Annotated in this window: 24 protein-coding genes; 15 read left to right on the top strand and 9 right to left on the bottom strand. The window is 69.2% G+C overall.

Annotated elements, in window-relative coordinates; all coding sequences use genetic code 11:
- The first annotated feature begins 54 nt into the window (after positions 1–54).
- Positions 55–1149, top strand: a complete 1095-nt coding sequence (locus tag ACQP2E_RS33460) for a D-alanine--D-alanine ligase family protein (RefSeq protein WP_433826978.1) — start codon at positions 55–57, stop codon at positions 1147–1149.
- 2 nt (positions 1150–1151) lie between these two features.
- Here the strand turns inward: ACQP2E_RS33460 and ACQP2E_RS33455 are convergent, their stop codons facing one another.
- Both ACQP2E_RS33455 and ACQP2E_RS33450 read right to left on the bottom strand, forming a co-directional pair.
- The gene (locus ACQP2E_RS33455) at positions 1152–1790 is read right to left on the bottom strand and encodes a DUF3515 domain-containing protein (protein ID WP_433826977.1); all 639 of its coding nucleotides are present in this window, start codon (positions 1788–1790) and stop codon (positions 1152–1154) included.
- Positions 1791–1792: 2 nt separating this feature from the next.
- Positions 1793–2026 carry an Lrp/AsnC ligand binding domain-containing protein gene (locus ACQP2E_RS33450; protein WP_014447186.1) on the bottom strand — a complete coding sequence of 78 codons (234 nt, stop codon included), beginning with the start codon at positions 2024–2026 and terminating at the stop codon, positions 1793–1795.
- Positions 2027–2123: 97 nt separating this feature from the next.
- On the opposite strand from ACQP2E_RS33450, the gene ACQP2E_RS33445 reads away from it, so the two are divergent.
- On the top strand, positions 2124–3062 hold the full coding sequence (locus tag ACQP2E_RS33445; RefSeq protein ID WP_433826976.1) for a thiamine-phosphate kinase: 939 nt from the start codon (positions 2124–2126) through the stop codon (positions 3060–3062).
- A gap of 62 nt (positions 3063–3124) precedes the next feature.
- Positions 3125–3586, top strand: coding sequence for a GNAT family N-acetyltransferase (locus ACQP2E_RS33440; RefSeq protein WP_433826975.1), 462 nt, complete (start codon positions 3125–3127; stop codon positions 3584–3586).
- A gap of 1027 nt (positions 3587–4613) precedes the next feature.
- Here the strand turns inward: ACQP2E_RS33440 and ACQP2E_RS33435 are convergent.
- Positions 4614–5519, bottom strand: a complete 906-nt coding sequence (locus ACQP2E_RS33435; RefSeq protein ID WP_433826974.1) for a DUF559 domain-containing protein — start codon at positions 5517–5519, stop codon at positions 4614–4616.
- A gap of 182 nt (positions 5520–5701) precedes the next feature.
- Complete coding sequence (rpmB, locus tag ACQP2E_RS33430; protein WP_111654257.1) at positions 5702–5893, bottom strand: 50S ribosomal protein L28; 192 nt, start codon at positions 5891–5893, stop codon at positions 5702–5704.
- A gap of 158 nt (positions 5894–6051) precedes the next feature.
- Between rpmB and ACQP2E_RS33425 the strand changes: the two genes are divergently transcribed.
- From ACQP2E_RS33425 to ACQP2E_RS33415, 3 genes are read left to right on the top strand one after another with little or no spacing between them, the layout of a single operon-like run.
- Positions 6052–7875, top strand: a complete 1824-nt coding sequence (locus ACQP2E_RS33425) for a DAK2 domain-containing protein (RefSeq protein ID WP_433826973.1) — start codon at positions 6052–6054, stop codon at positions 7873–7875.
- On the top strand, positions 7872–10055 hold the full coding sequence (recG, locus tag ACQP2E_RS33420; protein ID WP_433826972.1) for an ATP-dependent DNA helicase RecG: 2184 nt from the start codon (positions 7872–7874) through the stop codon (positions 10053–10055). The genes ACQP2E_RS33425 and recG overlap by 4 nt, the downstream gene beginning before the upstream one ends.
- The gene (locus tag ACQP2E_RS33415; protein WP_433826971.1) at positions 10052–10384 is read left to right on the top strand and encodes a DUF952 domain-containing protein; all 333 of its coding nucleotides are present in this window, start codon (positions 10052–10054) and stop codon (positions 10382–10384) included. Before recG ends, ACQP2E_RS33415 begins: the two co-directional genes overlap by 4 nt.
- Before the next feature lie 46 nt (positions 10385–10430).
- Here ACQP2E_RS33415 and ACQP2E_RS33410 read toward each other — a convergent pair whose 3' ends face one another.
- Positions 10431–11762, bottom strand: a complete 1332-nt coding sequence (locus ACQP2E_RS33410) for a hypothetical protein (protein WP_433826970.1) — start codon at positions 11760–11762, stop codon at positions 10431–10433.
- A gap of 108 nt (positions 11763–11870) precedes the next feature.
- On the bottom strand, positions 11871–12950 hold the full coding sequence (locus tag ACQP2E_RS33405; RefSeq protein ID WP_433826969.1) for a hypothetical protein: 1080 nt from the start codon (positions 12948–12950) through the stop codon (positions 11871–11873).
- Positions 12951–13263: 313 nt separating this feature from the next.
- Here ACQP2E_RS33405 and rsmD point away from each other — a divergent pair, with 313 nt between their 5' ends.
- The 9 genes from rsmD (at position 13264) to mutM (ending at position 19584) form a co-directional block, all read left to right on the top strand.
- Positions 13264–13824, top strand: coding sequence for a 16S rRNA (guanine(966)-N(2))-methyltransferase RsmD (rsmD, locus tag ACQP2E_RS33400; RefSeq protein WP_433826968.1), 561 nt, complete (start codon positions 13264–13266; stop codon positions 13822–13824).
- Positions 13821–14300: a pantetheine-phosphate adenylyltransferase gene (gene coaD / locus ACQP2E_RS33395; protein ID WP_433826967.1), complete on the top strand. Its 480-nt coding sequence runs from the start codon at positions 13821–13823 to the stop codon at positions 14298–14300. Before rsmD ends, coaD begins: the two co-directional genes overlap by 4 nt.
- Positions 14301–14381: 81 nt before the next feature.
- Complete coding sequence (locus tag ACQP2E_RS33390) at positions 14382–14879, top strand: hypothetical protein (protein ID WP_433826966.1); 498 nt, start codon at positions 14382–14384, stop codon at positions 14877–14879.
- A 76-nt stretch (positions 14880–14955) separates the two neighbouring features.
- Complete coding sequence (locus ACQP2E_RS33385; RefSeq protein ID WP_433826965.1) at positions 14956–15519, top strand: YceD family protein; 564 nt, start codon at positions 14956–14958, stop codon at positions 15517–15519.
- 4 nt (positions 15520–15523) lie between these two features.
- Positions 15524–15697 (top strand): 50S ribosomal protein L32, encoded by a 174-nt coding sequence (gene rpmF / locus ACQP2E_RS33380; protein WP_433826964.1) that lies wholly within the window; start codon positions 15524–15526, stop codon positions 15695–15697.
- 111 nt (positions 15698–15808) lie between these two features.
- Positions 15809–16699: a phosphate acyltransferase PlsX gene (locus ACQP2E_RS33375; RefSeq protein ID WP_433834155.1), complete on the top strand. Its 891-nt coding sequence runs from the start codon at positions 15809–15811 to the stop codon at positions 16697–16699.
- Positions 16692–17432 (top strand): ribonuclease III, encoded by a 741-nt coding sequence (rnc, locus tag ACQP2E_RS33370; protein ID WP_433826963.1) that lies wholly within the window; start codon positions 16692–16694, stop codon positions 17430–17432. Before ACQP2E_RS33375 ends, rnc begins: the two co-directional genes overlap by 8 nt.
- An 8-nt stretch (positions 17433–17440) precedes the next feature.
- On the top strand, positions 17441–18613 hold the full coding sequence (locus ACQP2E_RS33365; RefSeq protein WP_433826962.1) for a mannosyltransferase family protein: 1173 nt from the start codon (positions 17441–17443) through the stop codon (positions 18611–18613).
- Between the two features lie 119 nt (positions 18614–18732).
- Positions 18733–19584, top strand: coding sequence for a bifunctional DNA-formamidopyrimidine glycosylase/DNA-(apurinic or apyrimidinic site) lyase (mutM, locus tag ACQP2E_RS33360; RefSeq protein WP_433834153.1), 852 nt, complete (start codon positions 18733–18735; stop codon positions 19582–19584).
- A gap of 1142 nt (positions 19585–20726) precedes the next feature.
- On the opposite strand, the gene ACQP2E_RS33355 is transcribed toward mutM, so the two are convergent.
- The 3 genes from ACQP2E_RS33355 to ACQP2E_RS33345 all read right to left on the bottom strand — a co-directional run bounded on the left by ACQP2E_RS33355 (position 20727) and on the right by ACQP2E_RS33345 (position 24384).
- Complete coding sequence (locus ACQP2E_RS33355) at positions 20727–21137, bottom strand: spherulation-specific family 4 protein (protein WP_433834151.1); 411 nt, start codon at positions 21135–21137, stop codon at positions 20727–20729.
- A 152-nt stretch (positions 21138–21289) separates the two neighbouring features.
- Complete coding sequence (locus ACQP2E_RS33350) at positions 21290–22837, bottom strand: hypothetical protein (RefSeq protein ID WP_433826961.1); 1548 nt, start codon at positions 22835–22837, stop codon at positions 21290–21292.
- A complete protein-coding gene (locus tag ACQP2E_RS33345; RefSeq protein WP_433826960.1) occupies positions 22837–24384 on the bottom strand; it encodes a glycosyltransferase in 1548 nt (515 codons plus the stop codon). The genes ACQP2E_RS33350 and ACQP2E_RS33345 overlap by 1 nt, the downstream gene beginning before the upstream one ends.
- Positions 24385–24933 lie beyond the last annotated feature (549 nt).

Here is a 24933-nt window from a genome sequence, read left to right as displayed (position 1 = left end):
TACGCAGAGTAGGGTCACCCCCGGCATGACCGCTAGCGAAAGGCACCGAGTTCAGTGACGACCCCCCGGAAGACCCGCGTCGCGATCGTGTTCGGCGGTCGCAGTACTGAGCACGCCATTTCCTGCGTGAGCGCGGGCGCCATCCTCGGCGCGCTGGACCCGGATCAGTACGAAGCGGTCCCGGTCGGAATCACCCGGGAGGGGCGCTGGGTTCTCTCCGCCGGCGACCCGTCGCAGCTCTCGATCCAGGGGCAGACCCTGCCGGAGATCACCGCGGAGTCCGGTGACGGCGTGGTGCTCGCGGCCGACCCGACGGCGACCGAGCTGATCGTGCGCTCCCCGGCGGACGGCGTCTCCTCGCTCGACGGCGTCGACGTGGTGTTCCCGGTGCTGCACGGCGCGTACGGCGAGGACGGCACGATCCAGGGAATGCTGGAGATGGCCGGGATCCCGTACGTCGGCGCCAACGTCTTCGCCTCGGCGGCGGCCATGGACAAGGAGTTCACCAAGAAGCTCGCGGCGGTCGAGGGCATCCCGGTCGGGCCGTACGCGGTTCTGCGCGCCGGCGCCTCACTGTCCGAGGCGGACAAGGAACGGCTCGGCCTTCCGGTCTTCGTGAAGCCGTCCCGGGCCGGCTCGTCCACCGGCATCACCAAGATCTCCGACTGGGCCGATCTGGACGCGGCGGTCGCCACCGCCCGGCAGATCGACCCGAAGGTGCTTGTCGAGGCCGCGATCGTCGGTCGTGAGATCGAGTGCGGGGTTCTCGAGGGTGAGGCCGGTGGCTCGCCCGAGGCGTCGCTGCTCGCCGAAATACACGTGGACGACGCCGAGTGGTACGACTTCGAGACGAAGTACCTGGTGGGCAGCCGGTTCACGATCCCGGCGGATCTTCCTTCAGAGGTGAAGCGCCAGGTTCAGGAATACGCGCTGCGGACCTTCACCGCGCTGGACTGTGCCGGTCTCGCCCGGGTCGACTTCTTCGTGACGGAGTCCGGCGAGGTCTTCCTGAACGAGATCAACACGATGCCGGGGATGACGCCCACGTCGATGTTCCCGATGATGTGGGCGGCGACCGGGCTGGAGTACCCGAAGGTTGTCGACCGGTTGATCCGCACCGCGCTGCGGCGCGGAACCGGCCTGCACTGACCTCAGCTGATCTGGCAGCCGCTCGGCATCTGGTCGAGCGGCTTCGACTTCACCGTCTTCACGACCGTGTCGGAGAACTCGTTCGCCCACTGTGCCGGGTTGTCGTAGTGATCAGGAACGGTCACCTGGACCGGGACCTCGCGGTCCATCGTGGTGATCGTGGCCGCGTTGCCGCCTGACTTGGCGTACCAGCAGACCCTGTTCATGATCAGTAGCTCGGTGTCCATCGGGACGCAGCCCGGGGTCTCGTCCTGCAGCGACTCGCACATGACGGGCGCGGGTACGCCACAGGACACCGTGATCGGCGGCTCGCCGTAAGCGGCGTTCTGCTCGTGCCCGGCCGTCACGGTGCGGGCCGGGAGGTCGCGGATCTTCGCCGGGAGCTGGGATGTGACCGCCAGACAGACGGTGGCGGTGCGCTCGTCCAGTTTCGGGGCGTCGATGCTGACGGCGGTGCTGGGGATGGGTAGCGCTTCCGATTTTTCCGACTTTTCGGGATTATCGGGTTGAATCGTGATGAAAGCCAGCACACCGACCAGTAGGGTCACCGGTACCGCGATAGCGGTCGCCCAGATGGCGGCCGCCCGCTTCACCGGGTCCTTCTTCTCCGGGGTTTGCTGCGGCGTGTCCAGATTCACCATGGTCAGAGGTTTACCACGGAGCATGTGAGCGTCCGCGTGATACCCGGTACGTACTGGACCTTGCTCACAATCAGCCCGCCGAGCTCGTCCACGGTGTGCGCCTCGGTCAGGACGACAACGTCGTACGGCCCGGTCACGGCGTCCACCCGGACTACCCCCGGTATCTTCTCGATCGCGGCGGCCACGTCACGGGCCTTACCGACCTCGGTTTGGATGAGGATGTATGCCTGGACCACGATCGACTCCAATCCGCCACCGTCGGTGATCCCTCGGTCGTGAAACTACCGTACGAAGCGACCCGGGAGCGGGACGCCACCATCGAAGGACTTTGACGTGAGCATCCCAGAAGGCGGCGAATTCGGTCTTATTGGCCGAATCGTCTCACGGCTCGGCTCCGGCCCGGCCACCATCCTCGGCCCGGGGGACGACGCTGCCATCGTGCGCGCTCCCGACGGGCGGGTGGTCGCCTCCACCGACGTGCTCGTCGACGGCCGCCACTTCCGCCGCGACTGGTGCGGCCCCGAAGACATCGGGCACCGGGCCGCGGCCGCCAACCTCGCCGACATCGCCGCTATGGGCGCGGTGCCGACGGCGTTGCTGGTGGCGCTCTGCGTACCGCCCGGCGTCGACACCGAATGGATCGAAAGCCTCGCCGACGGCCTCAGCGCCGAAGCCGCCGTCGTCGGCGCGAGCGTGGTGGGCGGCGACACCTCCTCCAGCCCGACCCTGACGATCGCGGTCACCGCACTGGGAGACCTGGGCGGCGCGGCACCGGTCCGCCGGGACGGGGCCCAGCCAGGCGACATTCTCGCCCTTTCCGGCCGGATCGGGTACGCGGCCGCGGGCCTCACGGTTCTTTCGCGAGGATTCCGTACGCCGAAGAAGCTCGTCGAGGCGTACCGCCGCCCGGACATCAGGTACGCGGCCGGTCCGGAGGCGGCGGCCCTGGGCGCGACCTCGATGATCGACATCTCCGACGGGCTGCTGCAGGACCTTGGTCACATCGCGTCGTCCAGCCTCGTGGCGATCGACATCGACCCGGAAGCCTTCGACGTGCCGGATCAGATGCGGGACGCGGCCAAGGCGCTCGGCGTCGACCCGTACCAATGGGTCCTCGCCGGAGGCGACGACCACCCGCTCGCGGCGACGTTCCCGCCCGAGGTCTCGTTGCCGCCGGAGTGGCAGGTGGTCGGCACGGTGCACGATGGCTCCGGCGTGACCGTCGACCGCAAGCCGTGGAGCGGGGGCCTGGGCTGGGACCATTTCCGCTGACAACTTCGGATCGTGCTTGTCTTCGGATCGTGCAGTCTTCGGATCGTGCTTATCTTTGGATCGTGTCAGAAATCAAGATCAAGTCGGCGGACTTCGACGACCCGGACGTGCAGGTACTGGTAACGGCGAATCTGCGTGATTTGTCGGAGAGGTACGGCGGCACCGGGGACGACACCCCGATCTCCGGCAAGGACTTCACCCCACCGAACGGGGCGTTCTTCGTCGCTTCGCTGGACGGCAAGCTGATCGGAAGCGCGGGCTGGCGCCGGCACGGCTCGTCGGACGCCGAGCTGAAGCGGATGTTCACCCTGTCTGCGGCGCGCGGACGCGGGGTGGCCCGGCGAATGCTGGCGACCATTGAGGAGTCAGCTCGGGATGCGGGGTGCCGTCGGGTGGTACTGGAGACCGGGGACAAGCAACCGGAGGCGATAGCCCTGTACGAGTCGGCGGGTTACGTGAGGATCCCGGACTTCGGGTTTTATCGGGGGCACGAGGGCGTTCTGTCGTACGCGAAGGTGCTGTAGGAGCCGCCAGCTGCCCGCTTGTCACTCAGGTTGTCACTCAGGGCCGAACAGGCGCCGGGGGCAGCCGGCGCCTGTTCGGCCCGGGCGCTGGCGGGGCGCTGGCGGGGCGCTGGCGGGGCGCCGGCGGGGCGCCGGCGGGGCGCCGGCGGCGCGGTCTCCGCTGGCATCGCGGTCGGGCGTCCCGGCGTCCACTGCTACCCGCCAGCACCCGCCAGCACCCGCCGCGTGCCGCCCCCGCCCCCGCCTCGCCCGCCGCGTGCCGCCCCCGCCCCCGCCTCGCCCGCCGCGTGCCGCTCCCGCCCCCGCCTCGCCCGCCGCGTGCCGCCCCCGCCCCCGCCCGCCGCGTGCCGCCCCCGCCCCCGCCCGCCGCCCGTCAGGCCTGCCCCCCGGCGATCTTGAGCGATCCTCGACCCCCGGATGTAGGGAATCGCTCAAGATCTCCGGCCAACGGCTGCGTGCTGGCTGAGCTGATCGTCCGTCCGTCCGCCCGGTGGTCCGTCCGCCCGGTGGTCCGTCGGTCAGGTGGTCCGTCGGATCGGCGGGTCGCGCACGATCGTGAGAACGCGACCTCGTGCGGGCGGTTGCCTGATGCTGCTGATTGCGTGTCCGCCTGACGCTGCTTCGCCGCTTGTTGCTGATGCCGTCGCTTGGCGTCTGATAGTCGCCGCCCGTTGCCCGTGCGGCCACTCCGTCGCGCCAGTGAGCCGCAGGTCTCTGGCGATCTTGAGCGACTTTCGACTGCCAAGGGTGCAAAGTCGCTCAAGATCGGCTGGGGGTGCTCCGCAGGATCGCTGGACAGGTCGCCGCGTGTGGGGGCATTGGCGCCTCTTCTGCGGATCTTGAGCGATTTTCTACACGCGGGTGTTGAAGATCGCTCAAGATCGTCGAGGCCGAGCGGCGTAGTGACGGCGTGAGGGCTGGAGCGGCGTGAGGGGTGCTGCACGGCGTTGTGGTGGTGCTTGCGCGGCGTCGGATGGGTGCCTGCGACGTTGAAAAGCGGCTGTTGGGCCGGCTGACGCGCGGGCGGCTACCGGAGACTTCGGGGTGGGCTCTCCAGCAATGCTTGGCGTAGCTGGGTCACCACCTCGTCCGGCGCGTGGCGGATGGCCCAGGCGGAAAAGCGGAGTACCCGCTCGCCCGGGAGCCACAGCTCGTTCTGGCGGCGCATGTCGATCCACCACTGCTGGATGTCCATGTGGTGGCTGCCGTCGATCTCCACGTGTACGCCGTGGTCGGGGAAATAGGCGTCCAAGTAGTTCCGGCGGCCGGCCTGGTCGCGGCGTGGCCTTTGTAACTCGGGTTCGGGCAGGCCGGCGGTTCGGCACAGGCGTACGAAGTCGGCCTCCGGCAATGAACGCACGCCGTTTGTGGCGTCGCTGATTGTTTCTCGGATCACTGCGCGGTGGCGTAGGCGGGGCATGGCGGCCACGGCGGTGGACATCTCTTCGGCGCGCACCATGCGCTGCTGGAACCCGGCCAGGATGATCGTGGCGGCGCGGCGCTCTGAAGGCTGCCACTGTGCGGCGTCGAGCAGGGAACGGGCCGGCATCGTGCTCGGTGGGGAGCTCGTCAGGTGGAGTTCGGAGCGGCGCATTCTGGTGGTGCGGTGCACGGTTACGCCGGGCGGCGGCCGTTTCGGGACCAGGCGAGCCGGCACGATGACGTGGATCGTCTGATCCGGGAAGCCGCGAAACCCGAGGATCTCCAGGGCGGAGAGGCCGCCCAGGCATGCCAGATGGCCGTTGACGGCGCCCAGGACGGCGATCCACCGGCGTTCGGCGGGTCCGATCGGGCCGGAATGGGCCACGTACACACCGGGATGGGCGGTCTGCCAGCGGCCGGAAGTGAGCCGATGGCGAAGTGCCCGTTCGGTCAGATGGTGGAGTGCCTGAGCGCGGGTGAGCACCCGGCACTGCCGTTCGAGCAACTGCATGGCGACGGATTCTGGCCGATCGGCCTGATCGCCGCCGGAAGCCCTGTGGAAAACCCAGAGCTGTGGAAAACCCAGAGCTATGAAAACCCAGAGCTGTGCATAACCCAGAACTGTGCATAACGCGATGTAGCCGCTGAGCCCGAGGGGCCAGCGGCTACATCGTTTGGAACGGTTGGGTCAGGTCAGGCGCGGACAACCTTGCCGGCCTTGATGCACGAGGTGCAGGCCTTGACCTTCTTGGTGGTCCCGCCACCGGCCGGGGTGCGCACCGACTGGATGTTCGGGTTCCAGCGGCGGTTGGTCCGCCGGTGCGAGTGGGACACGTTGTGGCCGAAGCCCGGTCCCTTGCCACAGACGTCGCACACGCTAGCCACGGGATACTCCTGGGTTTGATACGAAACTGAAGGGGCCCGACTAACAAGCATGGCCAGGCAACCCGGCGAGCTTACCCGACCCATGGGGGTAAGAACCAATCGCCCCCGCTCAGGGTGCGTGCCGGGCGATTGTCAGGGGTGGTTAGTACGATTTTCGCGTGCTGGAGACCCTCGATGCCGCTGCCGTACGCCGCTGGTGCGGTGGTGGGCTCGAGGCGTTGCGGGCGCACCAGCGCGAGATCGACGAGCTGAACGTCTACCCGGTGCCCGACGGCGACACCGGCACCAACCTGGTTCTGACGCTGACGGCGGCCTATGAGGCGCTGGACGAGGAAACCCAGGAAATCAGGGAACCCCGGGAGGGCTCGGATCAGAGCCGGCCGCTCGATCGGCTGATGCGCCGGATGGCTCGGGGCGCTCTGCTCGGCGCCCGGGGCAACTCGGGGGTGATCGTCTCGCAGATTCTGCGGGGGATGGCCGACACGTTCGCCGACGCGGTCTCGGTGCGGGGCAAGGAGCTGGCACGCGCGTTGCGCATGGCGAGCGATGCGGCGTACGCGGCGGTGGCCCGCCCGGTCGAGGGTACAGTGCTGTCGGTCGTGGCCGCAGCGGCCGAGGGGGCCGGCCGGATCAAGTCGGACAACCTGGTGGCCGTGGCGAGGGCGGCGGCCCGGTCGGCCACCGAGGCGCTGGCCCGCACGCCGCAGCAGTTGCCGGTCCTCGCCCGGGCGGGTGTGGTCGACGCGGGCGGCCGAGGCCTCTGCCTGCTGCTGGACGCGCTGGTCGAGGCGTTGGCCGATGACGGACATGCGGAACAAGTCGGGAATGTCCGAGGAGTCGAATCCAGCAATACGGACGAGCACTCCGAGCCGGACCAAGACCAGCCGGATCGAGATCAGCCAGCACCCTTAGACGTCACGCCAGGAGCGCCAGGAGCGCCGGGAGCGCCGGGAGCGCCGGGAGCGCCGGGAGCGCCGGGAGCGCCGGGAACGCCGGGAACGCCGGGAGCGCCGGGAGCGCCGGGAACGCCAGCAACGCAGGGAACGCCAGCAACGCCGGTCACCCACGAGCAGCCTGCGGACTGCGCTGGTTACGGCTTCGAGGTTCAGTTCCTGATCGACGCCACCCCCGAGGCCGTCGCCGGGCTCAGGGCGGCTCTGGAGACCCTCGGTGACTCGCTTGTCATCGTCGGGACCGGCGACGGGACGCCACCCACGTGGAACGTTCACGTGCACGTCACCGACATCGGCCCGGCGATCGAGGCAGGAATCGCGGTGGGTCGACCGTACAAAATCAGTGTGACCCAGCTGGAGGAGAAACGGCCTGGACGTGATCTCCGGGCTGCGGTGGTCGTCGCCGACGGCGACGGGCTCACCGCGCTCTTCGAGGGGGAGGGCGCCACGGTTGTCGATCGAAATCCGTCGACGGCCGAGCTGCTCGCTGCGATCGCCGCGACCGGGGCGGGTTCGGTGGTGCTGCTGCCGAACGACGCGAACACGCACGCCGTGGCCAGTTCGGCGGCGCGCGAGGCCTCCGTCGGGGGTGTGCAGGTCAGTATGGTGCCGACCCGTTCGCCGGTGCAGGCCCTGGCCGCTCTCGCGGTGCGTGACCAGCAGCGGCCGTTCGCTGACGACGTGATCGCGATGGCTGAGGCGGCCGGTGCGTGCCGATCCGGCGAAGTTTGCACGGCGCAGCGGGAAGCGCTCACGGTGGCCGGTCCGTGCCGCTCGGGCGACCTGCTCGGGCTGGTCGACGGCGAGGTGCACGTGATCGGTGAGGACGTGACCGAGGTGAGCCGCCGGCTGTTGGACCGGATGCTCGGCGGCGGCGGCGAGCTGGTCACCTGCGTGCTCGGCGCGGACGCACCGCCCGGCCTCGAAGCGAAACTGCGAGCGCACGTGCACCGGACCTGGCCGTTCATCGAGATGCAGTGCTACACGGGCGGACAGCCCCGGTACCACCTTCTGGCAGGAGTCGAATGAACACGACCGAGACCCCGCTGACCAAGGTGCTCGGCGCCAAGACCGCGAAAGCTCTCGCCGACCACCTGGACCTGCACACGGCGGGTGACCTGATTTACCACTTCCCACGACGGTACGACGAACGTGGCGAGCACACCGACCTGCGCCGTCTGGAGGTGGACGAGCAGGTCACTGTGCTGGCGCAGGTGCAGGGGATCAGCCTCAAGCCGTTCCGGGCGCGTAAGGGCAACATGCTTGAGGTCACCATCGGTGACGGCACGGGCGCGACGCTGAGCTGCACGTTCTTCAACCAGGCGTGGCGCGAGCGGGAGCTGCGCAAGGGGGTGTGGGGCCTGTTCGCCGGCAAGGTCACCGAGTTCCGGGGCAAGCGCCAGCTGAACGGCCCGGCCTATCAGCTGCTCAAAGCCGACGCGACGCAGGACGACGCGGCCGCCGAGATCGAGGAGTTCGCCGGCGCCCTGATCCCGGTCTACCCGGCGGCGCAGGCCGTGCCGACCTGGACGATCGCGAAATGTGTGCGGACGCTGCTGGACACGTTCGAGCCACCGGCCGATCCGCTGCCCGGCGACGTGCGGGGCAAACGGGGCCTGGTCGGCATCGGGACGGCGCTGCAGGAAATCCACCGGCCCAGCTCCGAGGAGGCGCTGTACCGCGCCAAGCATCGGCTCAAGTGGGACGAGGCGTTCGCCGTACAGCTGACGCTTGTGCAACGCCGGGCACGTGCGGCCGCGGCGCCCGGCACCGCCCGGCCGCGCGCCGAGGCCGGGCTGCTGGCCAAATTCGACGCTTCGCTTCCCTACGAGCTGACCGAAGGTCAGCGCGAGGTGGGTGAGGAGATCGCTGCCGATCTCTCCCGGCCGCACCCCATGCACCGGCTCCTTCAGGGCGAGGTCGGTTCCGGCAAGACCCTCGTTTCGGTACGCGCGATGCTGCAGGTCGTCGACGCCGGTGGACAGGCCGCCCTGCTGGCGCCGACCGAGGTGCTCGCCACCCAGCACGCCCGCGGGATCAGCGCCCAGCTCGGGGCGCTCGCCAGGGCCGGTGAGCTGGACGGCGATCCGGAAGGCACCCAGTTGACGCTGGTCACCGGCTCGCTGGGTGCGGCGGCCCGGCGTGCGGCGCTGGCCAAGCTCGCGGACGGGAGCGCCGGCATCGTCGTGGGCACACACGCCCTTCTGTACGAGGGAGTCGAGTTCAAGGACCTGGGACTGGTGGTCGTCGACGAACAGCACCGGTTCGGGGTGGAGCAGCGCGACGCGTTGCGGGCGAAAGCAGCCCGGCCCCCGCACGTGCTGGTGATGACGGCGACGCCGATCCCGCGCACCGTGGCGATGACCGTCTACGGCGACCTGGAGACGTCGATCCTGTCGCAGCTGCCGCGTGGCCGTTCGCCGATCGCCTCGCACGTGGTTCCTGCCCTGGACAAGCCGGCCTTTCTGGATCGCGCCTGGGTGCGGATCAAGGAGGAGGTGAAAGCCGGGCATCAGGCGTACGTGGTGTGCCCGCGGATCGGCGACGGGCCGGAGGACGAGGAGGCTCCGCCGCCGGACGCGGAATCCGCCCGCCGGCCGCCGCTCGCTGTCACCGATGTCCTGCCGTTGCTTCAGGACGACTACTTGTCAGGGCTGCGGATCGGCATGCTGCACGGCAAGATGCCGGCCGACGAAAAAGACAAGGTCATGCGTACGTTCGCCGCCGGTGACCTGGACGTGCTGGTGGCGACCACTGTCATCGAGGTGGGCGTCGACGTTCCGAACTCGACGGTGATGCTGATCCTGGACGCCGACCGGTTCGGCGTGTCCCAGCTGCATCAGCTGCGCGGCCGGGTGGGCCGTGGCTCGGCGCCCGGCATCTGCCTGCTGCACACCGAGGCGGCCGAGGGCTCGGCGGCCCGGGAACGGCTGGACGCGGTGGCGTCCACCACGGACGGCTTCAAACTGTCCGAGATCGACCTGGAGCAGCGCCGTGAGGGCGACGTGCTGGGCGCGTCCCAGTCCGGGAAGAACTCGCACCTGCGGCTGCTCTCGTTGCTCCGGGACGAGAAACTGATCAAGGAGGCCCGGGCGGAGGCGTCGGAGTTGATCGGCGACGACCCGGACCTGACCCGTTACCCGGCGCTGGCCGCTTCGGTGTCCGCGCTGGTCGACGAGGAACGCGCCGAATATTTGGAGAAGGGTTGATCCTGCACATCTGCCCGCGTGACGCGTGGGCGTCGGTGGACGACTTCTACGAGGGCGACACGCTCGCCACTGAGGGCTTCATCCACTGCTCACCGGTGGACTGGGTGCACGTGCCGGCGACGTCGTTCTTCCGAGGGCGCACGGACCTGCTGCTCCTGGAGATCGACGAGTCGCTGGTGGACGTTCCGGTGGTGTGGGAGGACGGGGTTCCGCCGTCGCCGGACGGCCGGCAATTCCCGCACATCTACGGGCGTCTCCCGGTCGCGGCGGTGACCTCGGTGAAGCCCTATCTGCCGCTCGACGACGGGTCCTTCCCGCCGCTGACATGACGAAAGGGGCGCGCCGACCGGCGCGCCCCTTTCTAGTGGTTCTCTATCAGGCCTTGAAGTTCAGCTTGCGCCGACGGGCCATGAAGAAGAGACCCGCACCCACGGCGACGAGCAGCGCTGCGCCGCCCGCGATGCCACCGGCGGCCGCACCGGTTACCGGCAGCGAGGTGTCCTCGTCGTCGCTGACCGGGGTGGTGGCGACCGGGGAGGTGCTGGTGCTCTCGGTCGGGGTGGCGGTGCTCTCCGACGGCGTGGCCGACGGCGTCTCGGCCGGGGTGCTCACCGAGGGAGAGGCACTCGGGGTGCCCTCGGCCGGCGGGGTGTCCGTGCCGCAGTCGGCCGGCTTGGTCCAGACGACCTCGCCGTTCAGCACGTCCAGGTCACCGGAGACCGTGACCTTGAGACCCTCGGTGCCCGGGAAGAACGCCGTCTTGGTCTCGTTCGCCTTCACCGTGAGGGTCTGCGCCTCGCCGGTGGTCGGCGTGAAGGTGGCGGTCAGGTCCTTACCGTTCTCCGGGTTCTTCACCTCGAAGGTGAGGCCCTCGCAGGAGCTGGTGTACTTCGCGTCGGGGGTACCGACCTCGGGGACCTGGCAGTCCTCCGGCTTGGTCCAGCTGCCCTCGTAGAGCACCTTGTTCTGCGCCTTCACGACGATGTTCTTCGCGTTGGCGGCCGGAACCTTCACGTCGACCGGCTCCGCGTTGACGCCGACGGTTTTCGTCTCGCTGAAGTTGCCGTCAGCGGTGATGCGGAACGGGGTGCTGAAGTTGCTGCGGTTGATCAGCTTGAGGGTGACGTTGCCCTGGCAGTCGGGCAGCGCCTTGACCTCGGGCTCGGCCTTGCAGGTACCCGATCCGCCGTTGTACCAGGCGTTCTGCGGCTGGCCCGCGGCCGGCTTGGACTTGTAGCCCGGGGCGCCGGGGCTGCCGACCTTGCGGTCGTTGTAGCGCGCGCCACCGTTGACCAGCTCGTCGATGATCTCGTCGCCGAAGACGAAGTCGACCTGGGTGTAGCACTCCGGCACCGCGACCTTGAAGTCGAGCTTGTTGGTGGTGAGCTCGCGCTTGTCGCCAGGGGCGGTGAACGCCTGCTTCGACGTGTCCAGGACGAACTGCGGCGTCTCGAACTGCGCCGACGGCGCGGTGTAGGAGACCAGGGCGAACGACTGGGATTCGCCCTCGCAGAGCGGGCCGTTGGTGAGCTCGATGCTCGCGGTGCCGGCCGGGCCGTTGAACTCGTGCTTGTACTCGGCGTTGGCGGCCGTCGTACAGGAGGAACCGGTCGCCATCGCGGGGGAGGCGACGCTCGCCAGGCCGGTCAGGCCCAGCAGAGCGCCGGCCGCGACGAGAGCGACGCGGCGGAGGGGGGTGTGTCGCAAGATCTTCTCCAGGGGAAACGGGAGGGGCGTACGAAGGGCGCGCCGACGAATTCCGTCGACGCGCCCCCCGGTTGTTGCTGTGATCGAACTACGTGGTGCGAGTGCCTATCAGGCGGTGAACTTCAGCTTCCGGCGGCGAGCCGCGAAGAAGAGGAAGCCACCGATGGCCAGCAGGGCCACGGCGCCGGCGGCGACGCCACCAGCGGCGGCACCGGTGACGGGCAGGCCGCCCTCGTCGCCTTCGCCACCCGCGGCGCCACCCTCGTCACAGTCGGCCGGAGCCTCGTACGCGATGGTCGCGGCCTCGTCCTCGTAGCCCTGCGGGGTCGCGGTGACCTCGAGGCCCTCGGAAGCGGGGAAGTCGACGGTCTTGGTCTCGCCCGGCTTGGCCGTGACGGTCTCGGTCTCGCCCGTGGTCGGGTTGAAGGTGACCGTGATGGCCTCGGGCCAGTCAGAGGGGACCTCGATGCCGACGGTCAGGGTGTCGCACGTGGTGTCGTAGATGAAGATCGGCTCGGTGACCGGGATCTCCTCGGCCGGCGGCGTGCTCGTGGTCGAGGACGGCGTCGGGCTGGTGCTCGGCGACGCGCTGACCGACACGCTCGGGGAGGCACTGGCGCTGGCCGACTCGCTGACGGACGCGCTCGGGGAAGCGCTGACCGACTCGCTGACCGACGCGCTCGGGGAAGCGCTCGCGGACTCGCTCACCGACGCGCTCGGGGACGGCGACTCGTCGACCGGAGGCGTCGTGGCGCACTTCTCGGTGGGCTTCGTGACGGTGCCGGTGCGGGTGCCGCCCTGCTTGCGATCTTCACCGCGACGGCTCTTGAGCGTCCACTCGCCCTGGACCGACAGGGTTGCGGACTCGGCGTCCTTCACGGTCTGGACAGCGGTGAGGCCACCCGCCGGGAGAACTCCACCGACGGTGATGCCGGTCAGGCTGACCGTCTTGTCGGAGGGATCGGTCGTGGCGGTCACGGCCTTGACTACGCCGTCGAAGGGCTCGCTGCTCTTCACGTCCCAGTTGATGACCCAGGTGCCGTCTTCGCTGACACACGCGGACGTACCCGAGATTTCGGGGTGGCATGCCAGGGCGGGCATCGCGGTGGAAATCACGCCGAGCAGACCGAGGGTCGCGCCAGCGACAACCGTTCCGGTCCGGCGGAGTGAGGGGCTGAACAGGTTCACGCCATCTCCTGTGTAAGGGGTCAGGAAGGAGTGCGCGAGGAAAGCCGGCTCTGGCCACATGTGGACGGAGTGACCTGCGACGACGCCTCCCCGCGTCATCAAGCGGGAACGATAGAACGGACCCGCAACGTCGCCCGACCATAGTCACTTCAGGAGATCAAAGAAACCGCCCAGCGCCCGCTAAGGGTCTTGATATCAATCCGAGATCTTCCATGTACCGAACGGAACGGTCCCGTCGCGCGGCGTGCCCGCCACGAGGGAAATCTCTCCTGCTCAGTGGATTGACTTGGCTGGTGAAGTAGCGTCAGCGTCGATGACGAGGATTATCGCGGGCACTCTTGGTGGTCGTCGGCTGACTGCTCCCGCCGGCGCACAGACAAGGCCCACTTCGGACCGCGTACGCGAGGCGTTCTTCAGTTCATTGGCGACGATGACCGACATTCCCGATGCGCGGTTCGCTGACCTTTATGCCGGATCTGGAGCAGTGGGCCTGGAGGCGTTGTCCCGTGGAGCCTCGCACGCTCTTCTGGTCGAATCGGACGCGAAGGCGGCACGGGTCATCCGTGACAACATCGTCGCGCTCCGTGTCGGCCAGGCGGCCAGGGTCGTCACCGGACGGGTGCTCCAGGTCCTCGCGAGCCCACCGGAGGGCGGACCGTACGACGTGGTCTTCGCCGATCCGCCGTACGCCGTGGAGTCCACCGAGATGGACACCGTTCAGGAGCTCCTGGTGTCGCAGGGCTGGCTCGCGCCGGACGCCGTCGTGGTCTTCGAGCGGTCCAAGCGCAGCAGGATGAGCTGGTTGGACGGTCTGGTCGAAGAACGCACCCGGCGTTACGGGGAGACCACTCTTTGGTACGGTCGCCGATCATGAGACGAGCGGTGTGTCCCGGCTCCTTCGATCCGGTCACGAACGGGCATCTCGACATCATCGGACGGGCCAGCCGGCTCTTCGACGAGGTCATCATCGGTGTGCTCATCAACCAGTCGAAGGTGGGACTCTTCACCATCGACGAACGACTCGAGATGCTCCGCGAGTCGACGGCGCAGTACGGCAACGTCCGGGTCGCCGCGTTCCACGGTCTTCTGGTGGATTTCTGCCGTGACCAGGGTGCCGCCGTCGTGGTCAAAGGACTACGCGCGGTGAGCGACTTCGACTACGAGTTGCAGATGGCGCAGATGAACATCGGCCTGTCGGGTGTGGAGACGCTGTTCATGCCGACGAATCCGCTTTACTCGTTCCTTTCGTCGAGCTTGGTCAAAGACGTGGTCAAATGGGGTGGCGACGCATCGGCGTACCTTCCGGACCCGGTCCTGGAACGCCTGATCAGCCGCCTCAAGCAGAACTGAGATCCCCGGCGCGCCGGGGACCGGTTCGGGCAAGAGGCAGTAACGTGATCGGCCCACGCTGCGAACTTGAGGAGTGAAGCGGTGGACCCGCTCGACCGGATCGACGAGATCATCGATTTCGTGCAGGACGCGCGCTCCGTTCCGATGTCCCGTACGAATTTCATGTTCGACCGGGCCGAGATGATCGACCGGCTCGAGGTCTTGAGGGCCGAGCTCCCGTCGGAGCTGCGAAAGGCCGCGGCGGTGCTCGAGGAGCGCGACCGGATCATCGATGCCGGCCGCCGTGAGGCCGATCGGATCGTCGGCGAGGGTGAGGCTGAACACGCCCGGCTCGTCTCGGTCAACGAGATCACGGTCTCCGCCGAGCACGAGGGCGCCCGGATCATCGCCGAGGCGCGTACCGAGGCTCAGCGGCTCCGTGAGGAGGTCGACGACTACGTCGACACCGCTCTTGCCAACTTCGAGCAGTTCCTGACCAGGGCGCTGGCATCGATAGAGCGTGGCCGTGACAAGATGCATGCGCTCCGCGAGATCGGCACCTTCCAGGGTGAGGACGCGGAGCGCCCGCTGCCGTTCTGAGCTGGGGCCGATTCGACGGTTCACGACAAGCTCAGGTAATGTTTTCGGTCGGCCTACCTATGGCTGAGGAATCACGATGCCCAAGTCACCGCAGAGTCACCTGGACCCCAGGCAGCCGCTTGTCGTAGACACGATCAAGCTTCCACGGCAGCCTGGTGCGACGCGTGCCCTGAGTCGGGTGGTACCGGCGCCGGCGGACCTCGGTCTGGAGCTGATCTCGGTTCTCGAAGGGTCCGACCTCGAGCTCGATCTGAGCATGACGTCGGTCTCCGAAGGGGTCTACATCAGCGGCACCGTTCGTGGCTCACTCTCGGGTGAGTGCGGCCGATGCCTCAACGAGATCGGCGAGTCGTTCGAGGTTCCCCTGGCGGCGATGTTCGCGTACGCGGACAGCACCACCGAGGAGACCACGGATGATGACGAGGTGGGGCGGATGTCGGGCGACCTGCTCGACCTGGAACCGGCGGTTCGGGACGCAATCGTGCTGACCCTGCCGGTCACCCCGCTGTGCCGGCCGGATTGCCCAGGGCTGTGCCCCGAGTGTGGGGTACATCTCGACGACCTTCCGGTGGATCACAACCACGAAGACGTCGATCCCCGCTGGGCTGCATTGCGCAACCTGACGAATTCTGAGGAGTAGTACCGTGGCCGTCCCCAAGCGCAAGATGTCGCGCAGCAACACCCGCTCGCGTCGGGCGAACTGGAAGGCGACCGCCGTGGTTACCACGGCGTGCCCCCAGTGCAAGTCGCCGAAGCTGCCGCACACCGCCTGCTCGGTCTGCGGTACCTACAACGGTCGTCAGGTCCTCGAGGTCTGACGTCGCCGCGTGACACGCCCGATCATCGGGCGGGTCGCACCAGAGCGGTGGCGAACGAACGGTGCAACGGCTCCCGGACAGAGGACTGTCGGGGAGCCGGGCACCGCGCGGATCGCCGTCGACCTCCTCGGCGGGGACCAGGCTCCCGCCGTCGTGGTTGACGGCGCTCTGCGTGCCGCTCAGGCCGATCCGTCCCTGCACCTGACTCTCGTCGGCCCGGCCGAAGCCGCCGACGCGGTTCTCGCTGCCCTCGATCCGCCGGACCGGCAGCGCATCACGACGGTGGTCACCACCGCCGAAACAGTCCGTGGCGCGGCCAACGCCGTCGCCGAGGGGCGTGCTGACGCGCTCGTCTCGGCCGGGGACACCGGCGCCACGGTCCTTTCCGCGGCCCGGGAACTGGGCCGCTGGCCCGGCGTACGCCGCCCGGCCCTCGCCGCGGTGCTGCCCACCGCCGCCGGCCGGCTTGTCCTGCTCGACGTCGGTTCGAGCGTGGATCCGGACGAGGCAGCCCTGTTGGCGCACGCTCGGCTCGGTTCCGCGTACGCATCAATTGTCTTTGATCTTAAAAGTCCCCGCGTCGGTCTGCTGACCATCGGCAGTGAGACCGGCAAGGGTGATCGTCTGCGCCGCTCGGCGCCGTCGCTGTTCGCGTCGCGGCCGCTGCCCGCGGGTGCGCGCTACGTCGGCCTGGTCGAAGGCGGCGACGTTGTCCTCGGTTCCGCTGCTGATGTGGTGGTGACCGATGGTTTCACCGGAAATGTCCTTCTCAAGGGCTTGGAGACCGGGTACGCACTCACCGGCCCTCCGAAGCCCGGCACCGCCCTTCCCCCACGTGCCGCCGTCCTGCTCGGCGTGGGCGGCACCGTCGTGGTCTGCCACGGCGCGGCCACCGGTTCCGATCTCGCCGCGGGCATCGCCTACGCGGCGGACCTGCATCGCCGCGCCTCGGTCGCGGCCATCGCCGATCTGCTCAGATACAGCGAGGTATCGCATGATTGACAAGCGTCGACGCCCGTCCACCGAGCCGCTGGAGGAGGCCTTCGGCATCCCCTTCAAGCCAGAGCTCCTGGAGCGTGCGCTGACCCACCGTTCGTACGCCTACGAGAACGGCGGCCTGCCCACCAACGAGCGGCTGGAGTTCCTCGGCGACTCGGTGCTGGGCGTCGTGATCACGTCGGCCCTCTTCCACAACCACCCGGACCTTCCCGAGGGTCAGCTCGCCAAGCTGCGAGCCAGCGTGGTCAACATGCACGCACTCGCCGAAGTGGCGCGCGGCCTGGGCCCGCTGGGTCTCGGCCCGCACCTGCTGCTCGGCAAGGGCGAGGAGACCACCGGCGGCCGGGACAAGGCGAGCATCCTCGCCGACACCCTGGAGGCCCTGCTCGGTGCGATCTACCTGGAGCACGGGCTGGAAGTGGCCGGCGAGGTGATCCACCGGCTCTTCGACCCGCTGATGCTCGAGTCGGCGAGCCGTGGCGCGGCCCTGGACTGGAAAACCAGCCTCCAGGAGCTGACCGCGGCGCTCGGCCTGGGCGTGCCGGATTACGAGATCGAGGACTCCGGCCCGGACCACGCCAAGACGTTCACCGCCTGGGTGGTCGTCGCCGGCGAGCGGTACGGCGGTTCCGAGGGCCGCAGCAAGAAGCAGGCCGAGCAGCGGGCCGCCGCGGCGGCGTGGCGCACGCTGACCGACCGTGCCGAGGCTGAGGAATCCGTCCCGGACATGCCATGATCCCGGGCGTGACGGTGACTCTCGTGGAGCAGAAAGAGCGGCTGTGGGACAAAGCGGGCGCCGCCAGGGGCGTCGGCACCGCGGTCGGCATCCTGGCGCTCACCCGAGCAGGCCAGCTGCTGATGATCTGGTGGCTCGGCGGCGCGACCGCTGAGCCCCGCAGCGTCTGGGACCGGCTGCTCGTCTGGGACGCCGGCTGGTTCCTCCGGGTCGCGATGGACGGTTACCCGCACGGGTACACGTACGACGCGAACGGCGTGCTTCAGGGCAACGAGCTGGCGTTCTTCCCGGTCTACCCGATCCTGATCCGGTTCGGTGCGGCGATCGGGCTGCCCGCGTCGACCGCGGCGGTCCTGATCGCCTGGATCGCCTCGATCGGCGCGGCGATCGCGCTCCACCTGCTCGGCACCAGCCTTTATTCGAAGCGGGCCGGCTGGGCGCTGGTGGCGATCTGCTGCTCTGCTCCGGCTTCCGTGGTGCTCTCGATGGCGTACTCGGAAAGCATCTTCCTCGCCCTGGTGGCGGGGATGTTCGTGGCCGCGCACCGCAGCGTCTGGTGGGCAGCCGGCCTGCTCGGCCTGCTCACCGCGCTGAGCCGGCCGACCGGAGCGGCGGCCGCACTGGCGCTCGCGGTGGCGGCGGTCCTCGCGGTGCGCGAGATCCGTGCCGCGGAGGGCCGGATCGCCTGGGAACCGCTGATCGCGGCGGGTGCGGCCCTCTCCGGAGTGCCGCTGTTCCTCGGATGGGTGGCCTGGCGGGTCGGCGAGCCCGACGCCTGGTTCAAGATCCAGACGGCCGGCTGGGGCACCTCGTTCGACTACGGCAAGAGCACATTCGAATTCTTGAAGACCACCTTGCGTACGGGTGACGGCTGGATCGCGATGAGCGTGGCCCTGATCCTGCTCGTGGCGCTCGCCGCGGCCGGGGTCGCGCTGGCCGGGAAACCCTGGCTGCCGCTCGCCGTCTACGGGGTGGTGGCGATGATCCTGGTCTATGGGCAGGCCGGTTTCTACCACTCCAAGCCACGTCTGCTGCTGCCCGTGCTCTTGACGCTGCTGCCGGCCGTCGTGGCAGCTTCCCGTGCCCGCCCCCGGGTCGCGATCCTGGCGATCACGGCGTGGGCCGCGTTCGGTCTTTGGTACGGGGCGTACCTGGTTACCGTCTGGCCTTACACGCTCTAGTTTGGTCCGTTTCGTTTCGTTTCGTTTGTTTCGTTTTGTTTTGTTTGTTTCGTTTTGTTGCAGTTGGGGTTTCCCGTTTCGTTTCGTTTGGTTTCGTTCGTTTCGGAAGGATCGTTGCCGTGCCCGAGCTTCCCGAGGTCGAGACCGTTCGCCAGGGGCTGGCCAAATGGGTGGCCGGCCGCACGATCGCGACCGTCGAGGTGCACCACCCCCGTGCGATCCGCAGGCATTTGCCGGGCGACGTCCATTTTGCAGCTCTTTTGGCCGGCCGGACCGTCCTGGACATCTCTCGGCGTGGCAAATATCTGTGGCTGCCGCTCGACTCCGGCGACGCGATCATCGCGCATCTGGGTATGAGCGGGCAGCTGCTGATGCAGCCCGCGGCGGTGCCGGACGAGAAGCATCTGCGGGTTCGGTTCACGTTCACTGATGGCGGTCCGCAGCTGCGGTTCGTCGATCAGCGGACCTTCGGCGGGTTGTCCGTTTCCGAAGGTGGCGCGGAGCTGCCTGGCGAGATCTCGCACATCGCCCGTGATCCGATGGATCCACTGTTTGACGACGAGGCGTTTTCGGCTCGCCTGCGTGGGCGGCACACCGAGATCAAGCGGGCTCTGCTCGACCAGAGTTTGATCTCCGGGGTGGGGAACATCTACGCCGACGAGGCTTTGTGGCGGGCGAAACTGCATGGGGCTCGCGCTACTGATCAGCTGAGCCGGCCCGGGGTGAAGCGGCTGCTCGGGCATGTGCGCGAGGTGCTGTCCGAGGCGATCGTGGCCGGGGGGACGAGTTTTGACGAGCTCTATGTGAATGTGAACGGGGAGAGCGGTTATTTCGATCGGGCGCTGAATGCTTATGGGCGGGAGGGGGAGCCCTGCTCGCGATGCGGGACGTTGATCCGGCGCGAGCAGTTCATGAACCGGTCGTCGTTCAGCTGTCCGCGTTGCCAGCCACGGCCGCGCGCAGCCCTCTGAACCGACCCAGCAAGCTCGACTCGGCGCGCCCGCAGGCCGGTCTCGGCGAGTCTGGCCCGGCGCATCTCGCGGGCGCCGGTCGGGGCACTCCCGATGTCACGAAGGGTGAGCGCCCGGCGGGGTACTCCCGATGTCACGAAGGGTGAGCGCCCGGCGGGGGGTTCTGCGGCTCATTCGTGGAACGCTGTGGTTGCTCTGACCACCACAGGACTTCACAAAGCCGGCACTCTCCACATTTGTGGCAGCACCGAGTCGTTTGTGGCGTCGGCGAGTGCCAGTCCCGGGGGCTAACCGAAGTCGACACGCCAGGGCGGCGGCGGCCTCCCGAACTCGTGAGTTTGCGGTCACTCGGACGGCCGAACCGCACAAGATCTGCGCCAGCGCGTCGCAGCGAGAATTACTGCGCGGCCTGAGCCGCTACCGGCCCACCACGGGCCCACAGAATGGCGGCGCAGCCCCTGCCGCCCCCGCCCCCGCCTCTGCGGATCTTGGCGAGCAGTGCCCGAATGCAGACCATCCGAGCTTTCCTTCAGCATGCCGATGCGGCGTGGGGTGCCGGCTGATCGACGTGGGCTCCAGCGAAGCGGGACGAGAGCCCACCGTGTGCTCGGAACTACGTGGCTCGTGGACGGGTCGCACGGACGCTCGGTGTGGCGTGGACGGGGTCCCACGGACGCTCGGTGTGGCGTGGACGGGGTCCCACAGATGCTCGGTGTGGCGTAGGCGGGGTCGCACAGTAGCGGTCTGTGTGACTTCAACACGACCAGGGCGTGGACCAGGGCACACGGTGGCGTTGTGTGCGACCTGACCCACCCTGCAACCCTGCGACAGGGGCCGGCCGGTCCCACGCTGGCCCGGCTGGCTCTCAGCGCTGGCCAAGCCGCACCAAGCAAGCCGCACCAAGCAAGCCGCACCAAGCAAGCCGCACCAAGCAAGCCGCACCAAGCCGAAACAGTCCGAACCCGGTTGAATCAGGCAGGCCAAGCCGGGCCGACCCAAGTTGGGCCAGCCGGGCCGGGCCGGGCCAAGCCACCCCGGCCCGCCCCGGCCCGCCCCGGCCCGCCCCGGCCCCGGCCCCGGCCCGCCCCGGCCCGCCCCGGCCCCGGCCCCGGCCCCCGCCCCGGCCCGCCCCGGAACCGCCGTCAATCGGCCGCGTGCGCCCCTCGCCCGGACGCCGTCACGCTAACCCTCGGCCCCAGATCCGTAGCCAACCCGAACCCAGCACCCCGCCGCCCCATCAACCTCCGGGCAGCAGTCAGCATCTCCGGCGGCACCCCGTGCACGATGTGCCCGTCACCAGCCCGGACCCCGTCCCCATCCCAGTTCTGATAGGCCTCCCAAGGCCCCTCGAACGAACAAATCCGCACCCCTAAATCCCGATAGAGCGGATGCGTAGGCACCCCAGGATTGAGCACCACCCGATGCAACCCCCGCCGAGCAGCCAGCCGAATCGTCAGCGCCACCGGCCCCACCCCACCCGACCCGGCAGGAGCCCGATCCAGGAACAACCCCTCCACCCCGTCAGCCCGCCAAGCATCGACATCAGTCAGCACATCAGCAAGCGACCGGCTACCCCAGTCCAGGTCGATCCGGCCCAGCGACTGATGCAGCGTCCGCCGGTCACCAGGCTCTTCACGAACAATCCACGTTTCAGCGTCCAGCTCAAGAGCAGGAGACGGGTGGGCGTACGACGGGAACAGTGTCTTCACGGCGTCCTCCGTAAATCGGCAGCGGTCAGGGCGACGATGAGCAGTCCGGCCAGGTGTGCCGTGGCGAGCACGACGACAGCGGCCGGCAGCGGTCCGTTGGATGAGGGAAAAAGGGCGATGACAACAGCGGCGAGCGGCGGAGCGACGGCGAGCGACGCGGCGATGCCGTGCCGGAACCGGGCCGCGAGCAGCGACGTCACGGCGAACACTCCGCCGAGCAGGGTTCCGGCGGCGAGGGCGAGCACCCCGTCGCGCATGCCGGGCAGCCCGAAGGCGGCGACCGCGAGCCCGATGCCGGCGGCGAGCGGCGGCAGGAACCCGGCGAGCGTGATCGCGGTGACGTTGCGGACGTGCCGGCCGAGTTCGACGGCGTCCTCGGCGGAGTCCAGGCCGGCGTCGAGACGTTCGATGTGCCAGCCGATCAGCGCTTCCAGCATCGGAACGGCGAGCAGCACCGGCAGCACCACGGGCAGTGGCGTGTTCGCCGGTCCGCCGTGCCAGAGCAGGGTCACACAGGCGGCCTGCGCCGCGCCGATGACCATGTAGGACAAGCCCCGGCGACGATCAGCAACGGTCAGCCGGCTCCGGCCGATGCGTCCCGGCAGCACCGCCGGACGGAATGCCCGCACCGTCACCGCGACGATCGCGCCGGGCACCATGGTCTCCACCGGAACGGCCGCTGCCCAGGTCACGCCCAGACTGCCCGCGCAGGCGAGTGCGGCGAGAAGCCAGCAGGGCAGGTACCACGCAGCGATCGCCCCTTCAGCCCGGGTGACGAGCGCGGCGGTCACGCTGCCCATGGCGAGCAGCCCGCAGACGCCGACGGTGGCGGCGAGCGCCCGATCCGGTCCGAGCAGCGAGGCCGGCGCGACCCACACGAACGCGCACCAGATCCCGCTCGCCGCGGCGAACCCGGTCACCACGAGACGTGCCGCGGCCGCCTCTCCGGCCCGCTGGAAGGCAACCACTCCCACGCTGGCCAGCCCCTGCGCCGCACCCCATCCGAGCAGCAGCATCACGGCGGTGACCGGCCACGCGACCAGCCTCAGCGACGGCGCCGCGGCCACCGCCACGCTCAGCGGCCCCACATAAAGACAACACCGCACCACCGCCCCGGCGAGAAACCCGCGCTTTGCGCGTCTCTTTCTCTTGATCCGGTACGCGTAATCGGCGCTCACATCATCGAAGAACGCCGACTCGCCCCCCGCATGCAAAGGCATTGCACCGGCTGCCTCGTCGGCCACCACCGGCCCGGCCACCTCCTCGGCGACCTCCCCGGTGATCGGCTGGTCCCAGAACCCCTCAACATCGGAGTCGTCGGCCACCGCCGAGCCACCGAAGAGAATCCGCGGCTCGACCGCATGCCGTCCCGGCCCCGCACTACGCCGGCGAGGAGGCGAAAGTTCTTCGAAGTCGTGCCGTGGCTCCCCGGCGTTCGCCCGCCGCCGGGCACGGTTCCGCGCCGACAGCGTCTGTTGAACCGGCGCCTGCGCAGCCCCGGGCCTGCCGGTGCCGCTCGCGCCACGTTCTCCAGTGATCGTCATCAGTCCTCCCGGGTCAGCCAGCGCACGGTGGCCGGCGTCGTGGTCCGTGGAGCCGCGACGGCGAGCGCCAGCTCGAAAGCGGGCGCGGGCGGCGGCGCGGCGAGGTCGGTGTAGAGAGCGCCGTAGACGCGAACCACCCGGTCGACGGTGAAGTGGCTGAGCGCCCGCTGCCGTGCCGCGTCGCCGAGCAGGCGGCGCCGGGCCGGGTCGCGGAGCAGGTCGACGATGGCGATGGCGAGTTCGGCCGGGTCGTTCGGCGGTACCAGGATCCCGGTGTCACCGAGGGTCTCGGCGGCCGGCCCGATGTCCACGCCGACCACGGCCCGGCCCGACATCATGGCCTCGACCAGGCGATACGGCGGGTCGGCCGGCCCTGGAACGTGCGCGACGACCTGCCCGGCGGCGTATCGATCGCGGGGGTCGGCGGGCAGCGGGTGCAGGCGTACGGCCCGGCCCAGCCCGGTGCGCTCGATCTGCTCGGCGCAGTGTTCCTCGTGCGCCGCGGTGACGCCGACCAGGTGCAGCACGGTCCCCGGGATGGCGCCGGCGACGTCCGAGAACGCCTCCAGCACAACGGCGAGCCCGCTGTCCGGCCCGCCGCTGCCGGCCCAGACCACGGTGGGCGCCGCGCTGAGTTCGACCGCTCCGGGGTAGTCGCGCGGGTCCACCCCGGCGGGCACCTGCACCAGCCGGGCCGGCCGTGCGCCGTGCTCCAGCGCCCACCCGTGGTGGTACGTGCTCAGGGGCGCGATCAGCTCGGCCTCGGCGTACCCGGCCCGCGCGACCGAACTGCGGAAACGCCGCAGCACGGTTCGGACCGCGGCGGAGAGCCGGTCCTCGGCGGGCCGTTGCCGCGGCACCGGCGTACGCGCCTCGGTCAGCAGCAGCGGCACCCCGCTGCGCCACCGCCCGGCGAGAGCGGCAAGTAACGGCGTGGTCCCGCCGACGCAGTGCACCAGCTCCACTTCGGGCAGTTCGACGGCGAGCGCGCGCATGGCGTGCCGCAGCAGCATCGCCGCGGTACGCGCATCGCGCACGCTGAGCCGGGGCAGCGGCGGGGTGTCCGGGCCACGCGAGGCCTGTCGCAGCCGCCAGGCCTCGATCAGCGCCTCGGTGAGCGGCACGCCGCCGAACGGATCAGGTCCTCCGGCGAACTCGACAAGACTCCGCAGCCCGTCAGCGAATTGCGAACCAGCCGGCCCCTCGGAGTCGAGCAGCCCGTCATCGTCGAGCAGACCACGGCAGAGCAGGGCGGCGGCCTCGTCCTCGTCCGGGGTGCTGGCGCGGCCCGGAGGGCTGGTACGGCGACGCCCAGGACGGACGACGTCGCTGCCCAGCGCGACAGTGCGCGCCGAGCCGACATTGAACGGGAGCGGGTACGCCGGCGCGGACGGCAATTCACGGTCCGTGACGGTCAGCAACTCGAAGCGGAATCGGTGCAGACCCTCGACGAGGGTCCGGCACCAACCCCCGAGGGCGTCCCGCCGGTACGGGTACCCGCCGCCGGTCAGCAGACAGATGCGCTCGCGCGACGGGGTCGGATTCACGGTGGGGGCAACGACACAACCGGCCGAAGTTGCCGGATCCTGTCAGCTAGGCGACACAATTACGCCCCTTTTGAACCGCTATGTCCGTCGCCTTTGCCCGTTTTTGCCCGGAAGGGGCATTGATGCGACGGCGAATTTCGGTGCGCGGGCCCCTCAGGAGGCCGGTGCGCTCGCCGATGAGGTGGATCGACGCTGACCGCCAGAATGGGCAGTGTGTGACGCCGCACCGGCCCGCACGCTCTCTCGCAAACTGGCAGAAGGCGCATAACAGCAGCTAAACCGTGTTGGTGGCGTGATTCACTGAGAAGAAGCGCCGAACCACGAATGCCTCGGCTTGACGGAGGGTGGGTATCGGCGGACTATGGAGGTGTCGCCAGTCGCGCCCACTCATGCCCCGGTCCGTTCGTGGCTTGAGCTTTCGCACCAGAGAATCTTGTTGATCGCTTAGCAGGGTTCTGCGCTCACGCGTGCCCGTGAGTCCTGGGGCTGTGCAAATTCCTGGGCGGACGTTGGCCGGCCTATCCGGCAAAGAACACAACGAGACGCAGC

Source organism: Actinoplanes sp. CA-015351 (assembly GCF_050955685.1).
Lineage (GTDB): Bacteria > Actinomycetota > Actinomycetes > Mycobacteriales > Micromonosporaceae > Actinoplanes.
Note: the sequence above shows the minus strand (reverse complement) of the source record. Positions and strands in the feature narration are given on the sequence as shown.

Bases quoted from the DNA above. Each gene is read 5' to 3' on its own strand.
- ACQP2E_RS33455 (WP_433826977.1), bottom strand. From the start codon at position 1,790: ATGGTGAATCTGGACACGCCGCAGCAAACCCCGGAGAAGAAGGACCCG.
- ACQP2E_RS33435 (WP_433826974.1), bottom strand. From the start codon at position 5,519: ATGCAGTTGCTCGAACGGCAGTGCCGGGTGCTCACCCGCGCTCAGGCA.
- recG (WP_433826972.1), top strand. From the start codon at position 7,872: ATGAACACGACCGAGACCCCGCTGACCAAGGTGCTCGGCGCCAAGACC.
- rsmD (WP_433826968.1), top strand. From the start codon at position 13,264: ATGACGAGGATTATCGCGGGCACTCTTGGTGGTCGTCGGCTGACTGCT.
- coaD (WP_433826967.1), top strand. From the start codon at position 13,821: ATGAGACGAGCGGTGTGTCCCGGCTCCTTCGATCCGGTCACGAACGGG.
- ACQP2E_RS33385 (WP_433826965.1), top strand. From the start codon at position 14,956: ATGCCCAAGTCACCGCAGAGTCACCTGGACCCCAGGCAGCCGCTTGTC.
- rnc (WP_433826963.1), top strand. From the start codon at position 16,692: ATGATTGACAAGCGTCGACGCCCGTCCACCGAGCCGCTGGAGGAGGCC.
- ACQP2E_RS33350 (WP_433826961.1), bottom strand. From the start codon at position 22,837: ATGACGATCACTGGAGAACGTGGCGCGAGCGGCACCGGCAGGCCCGGG.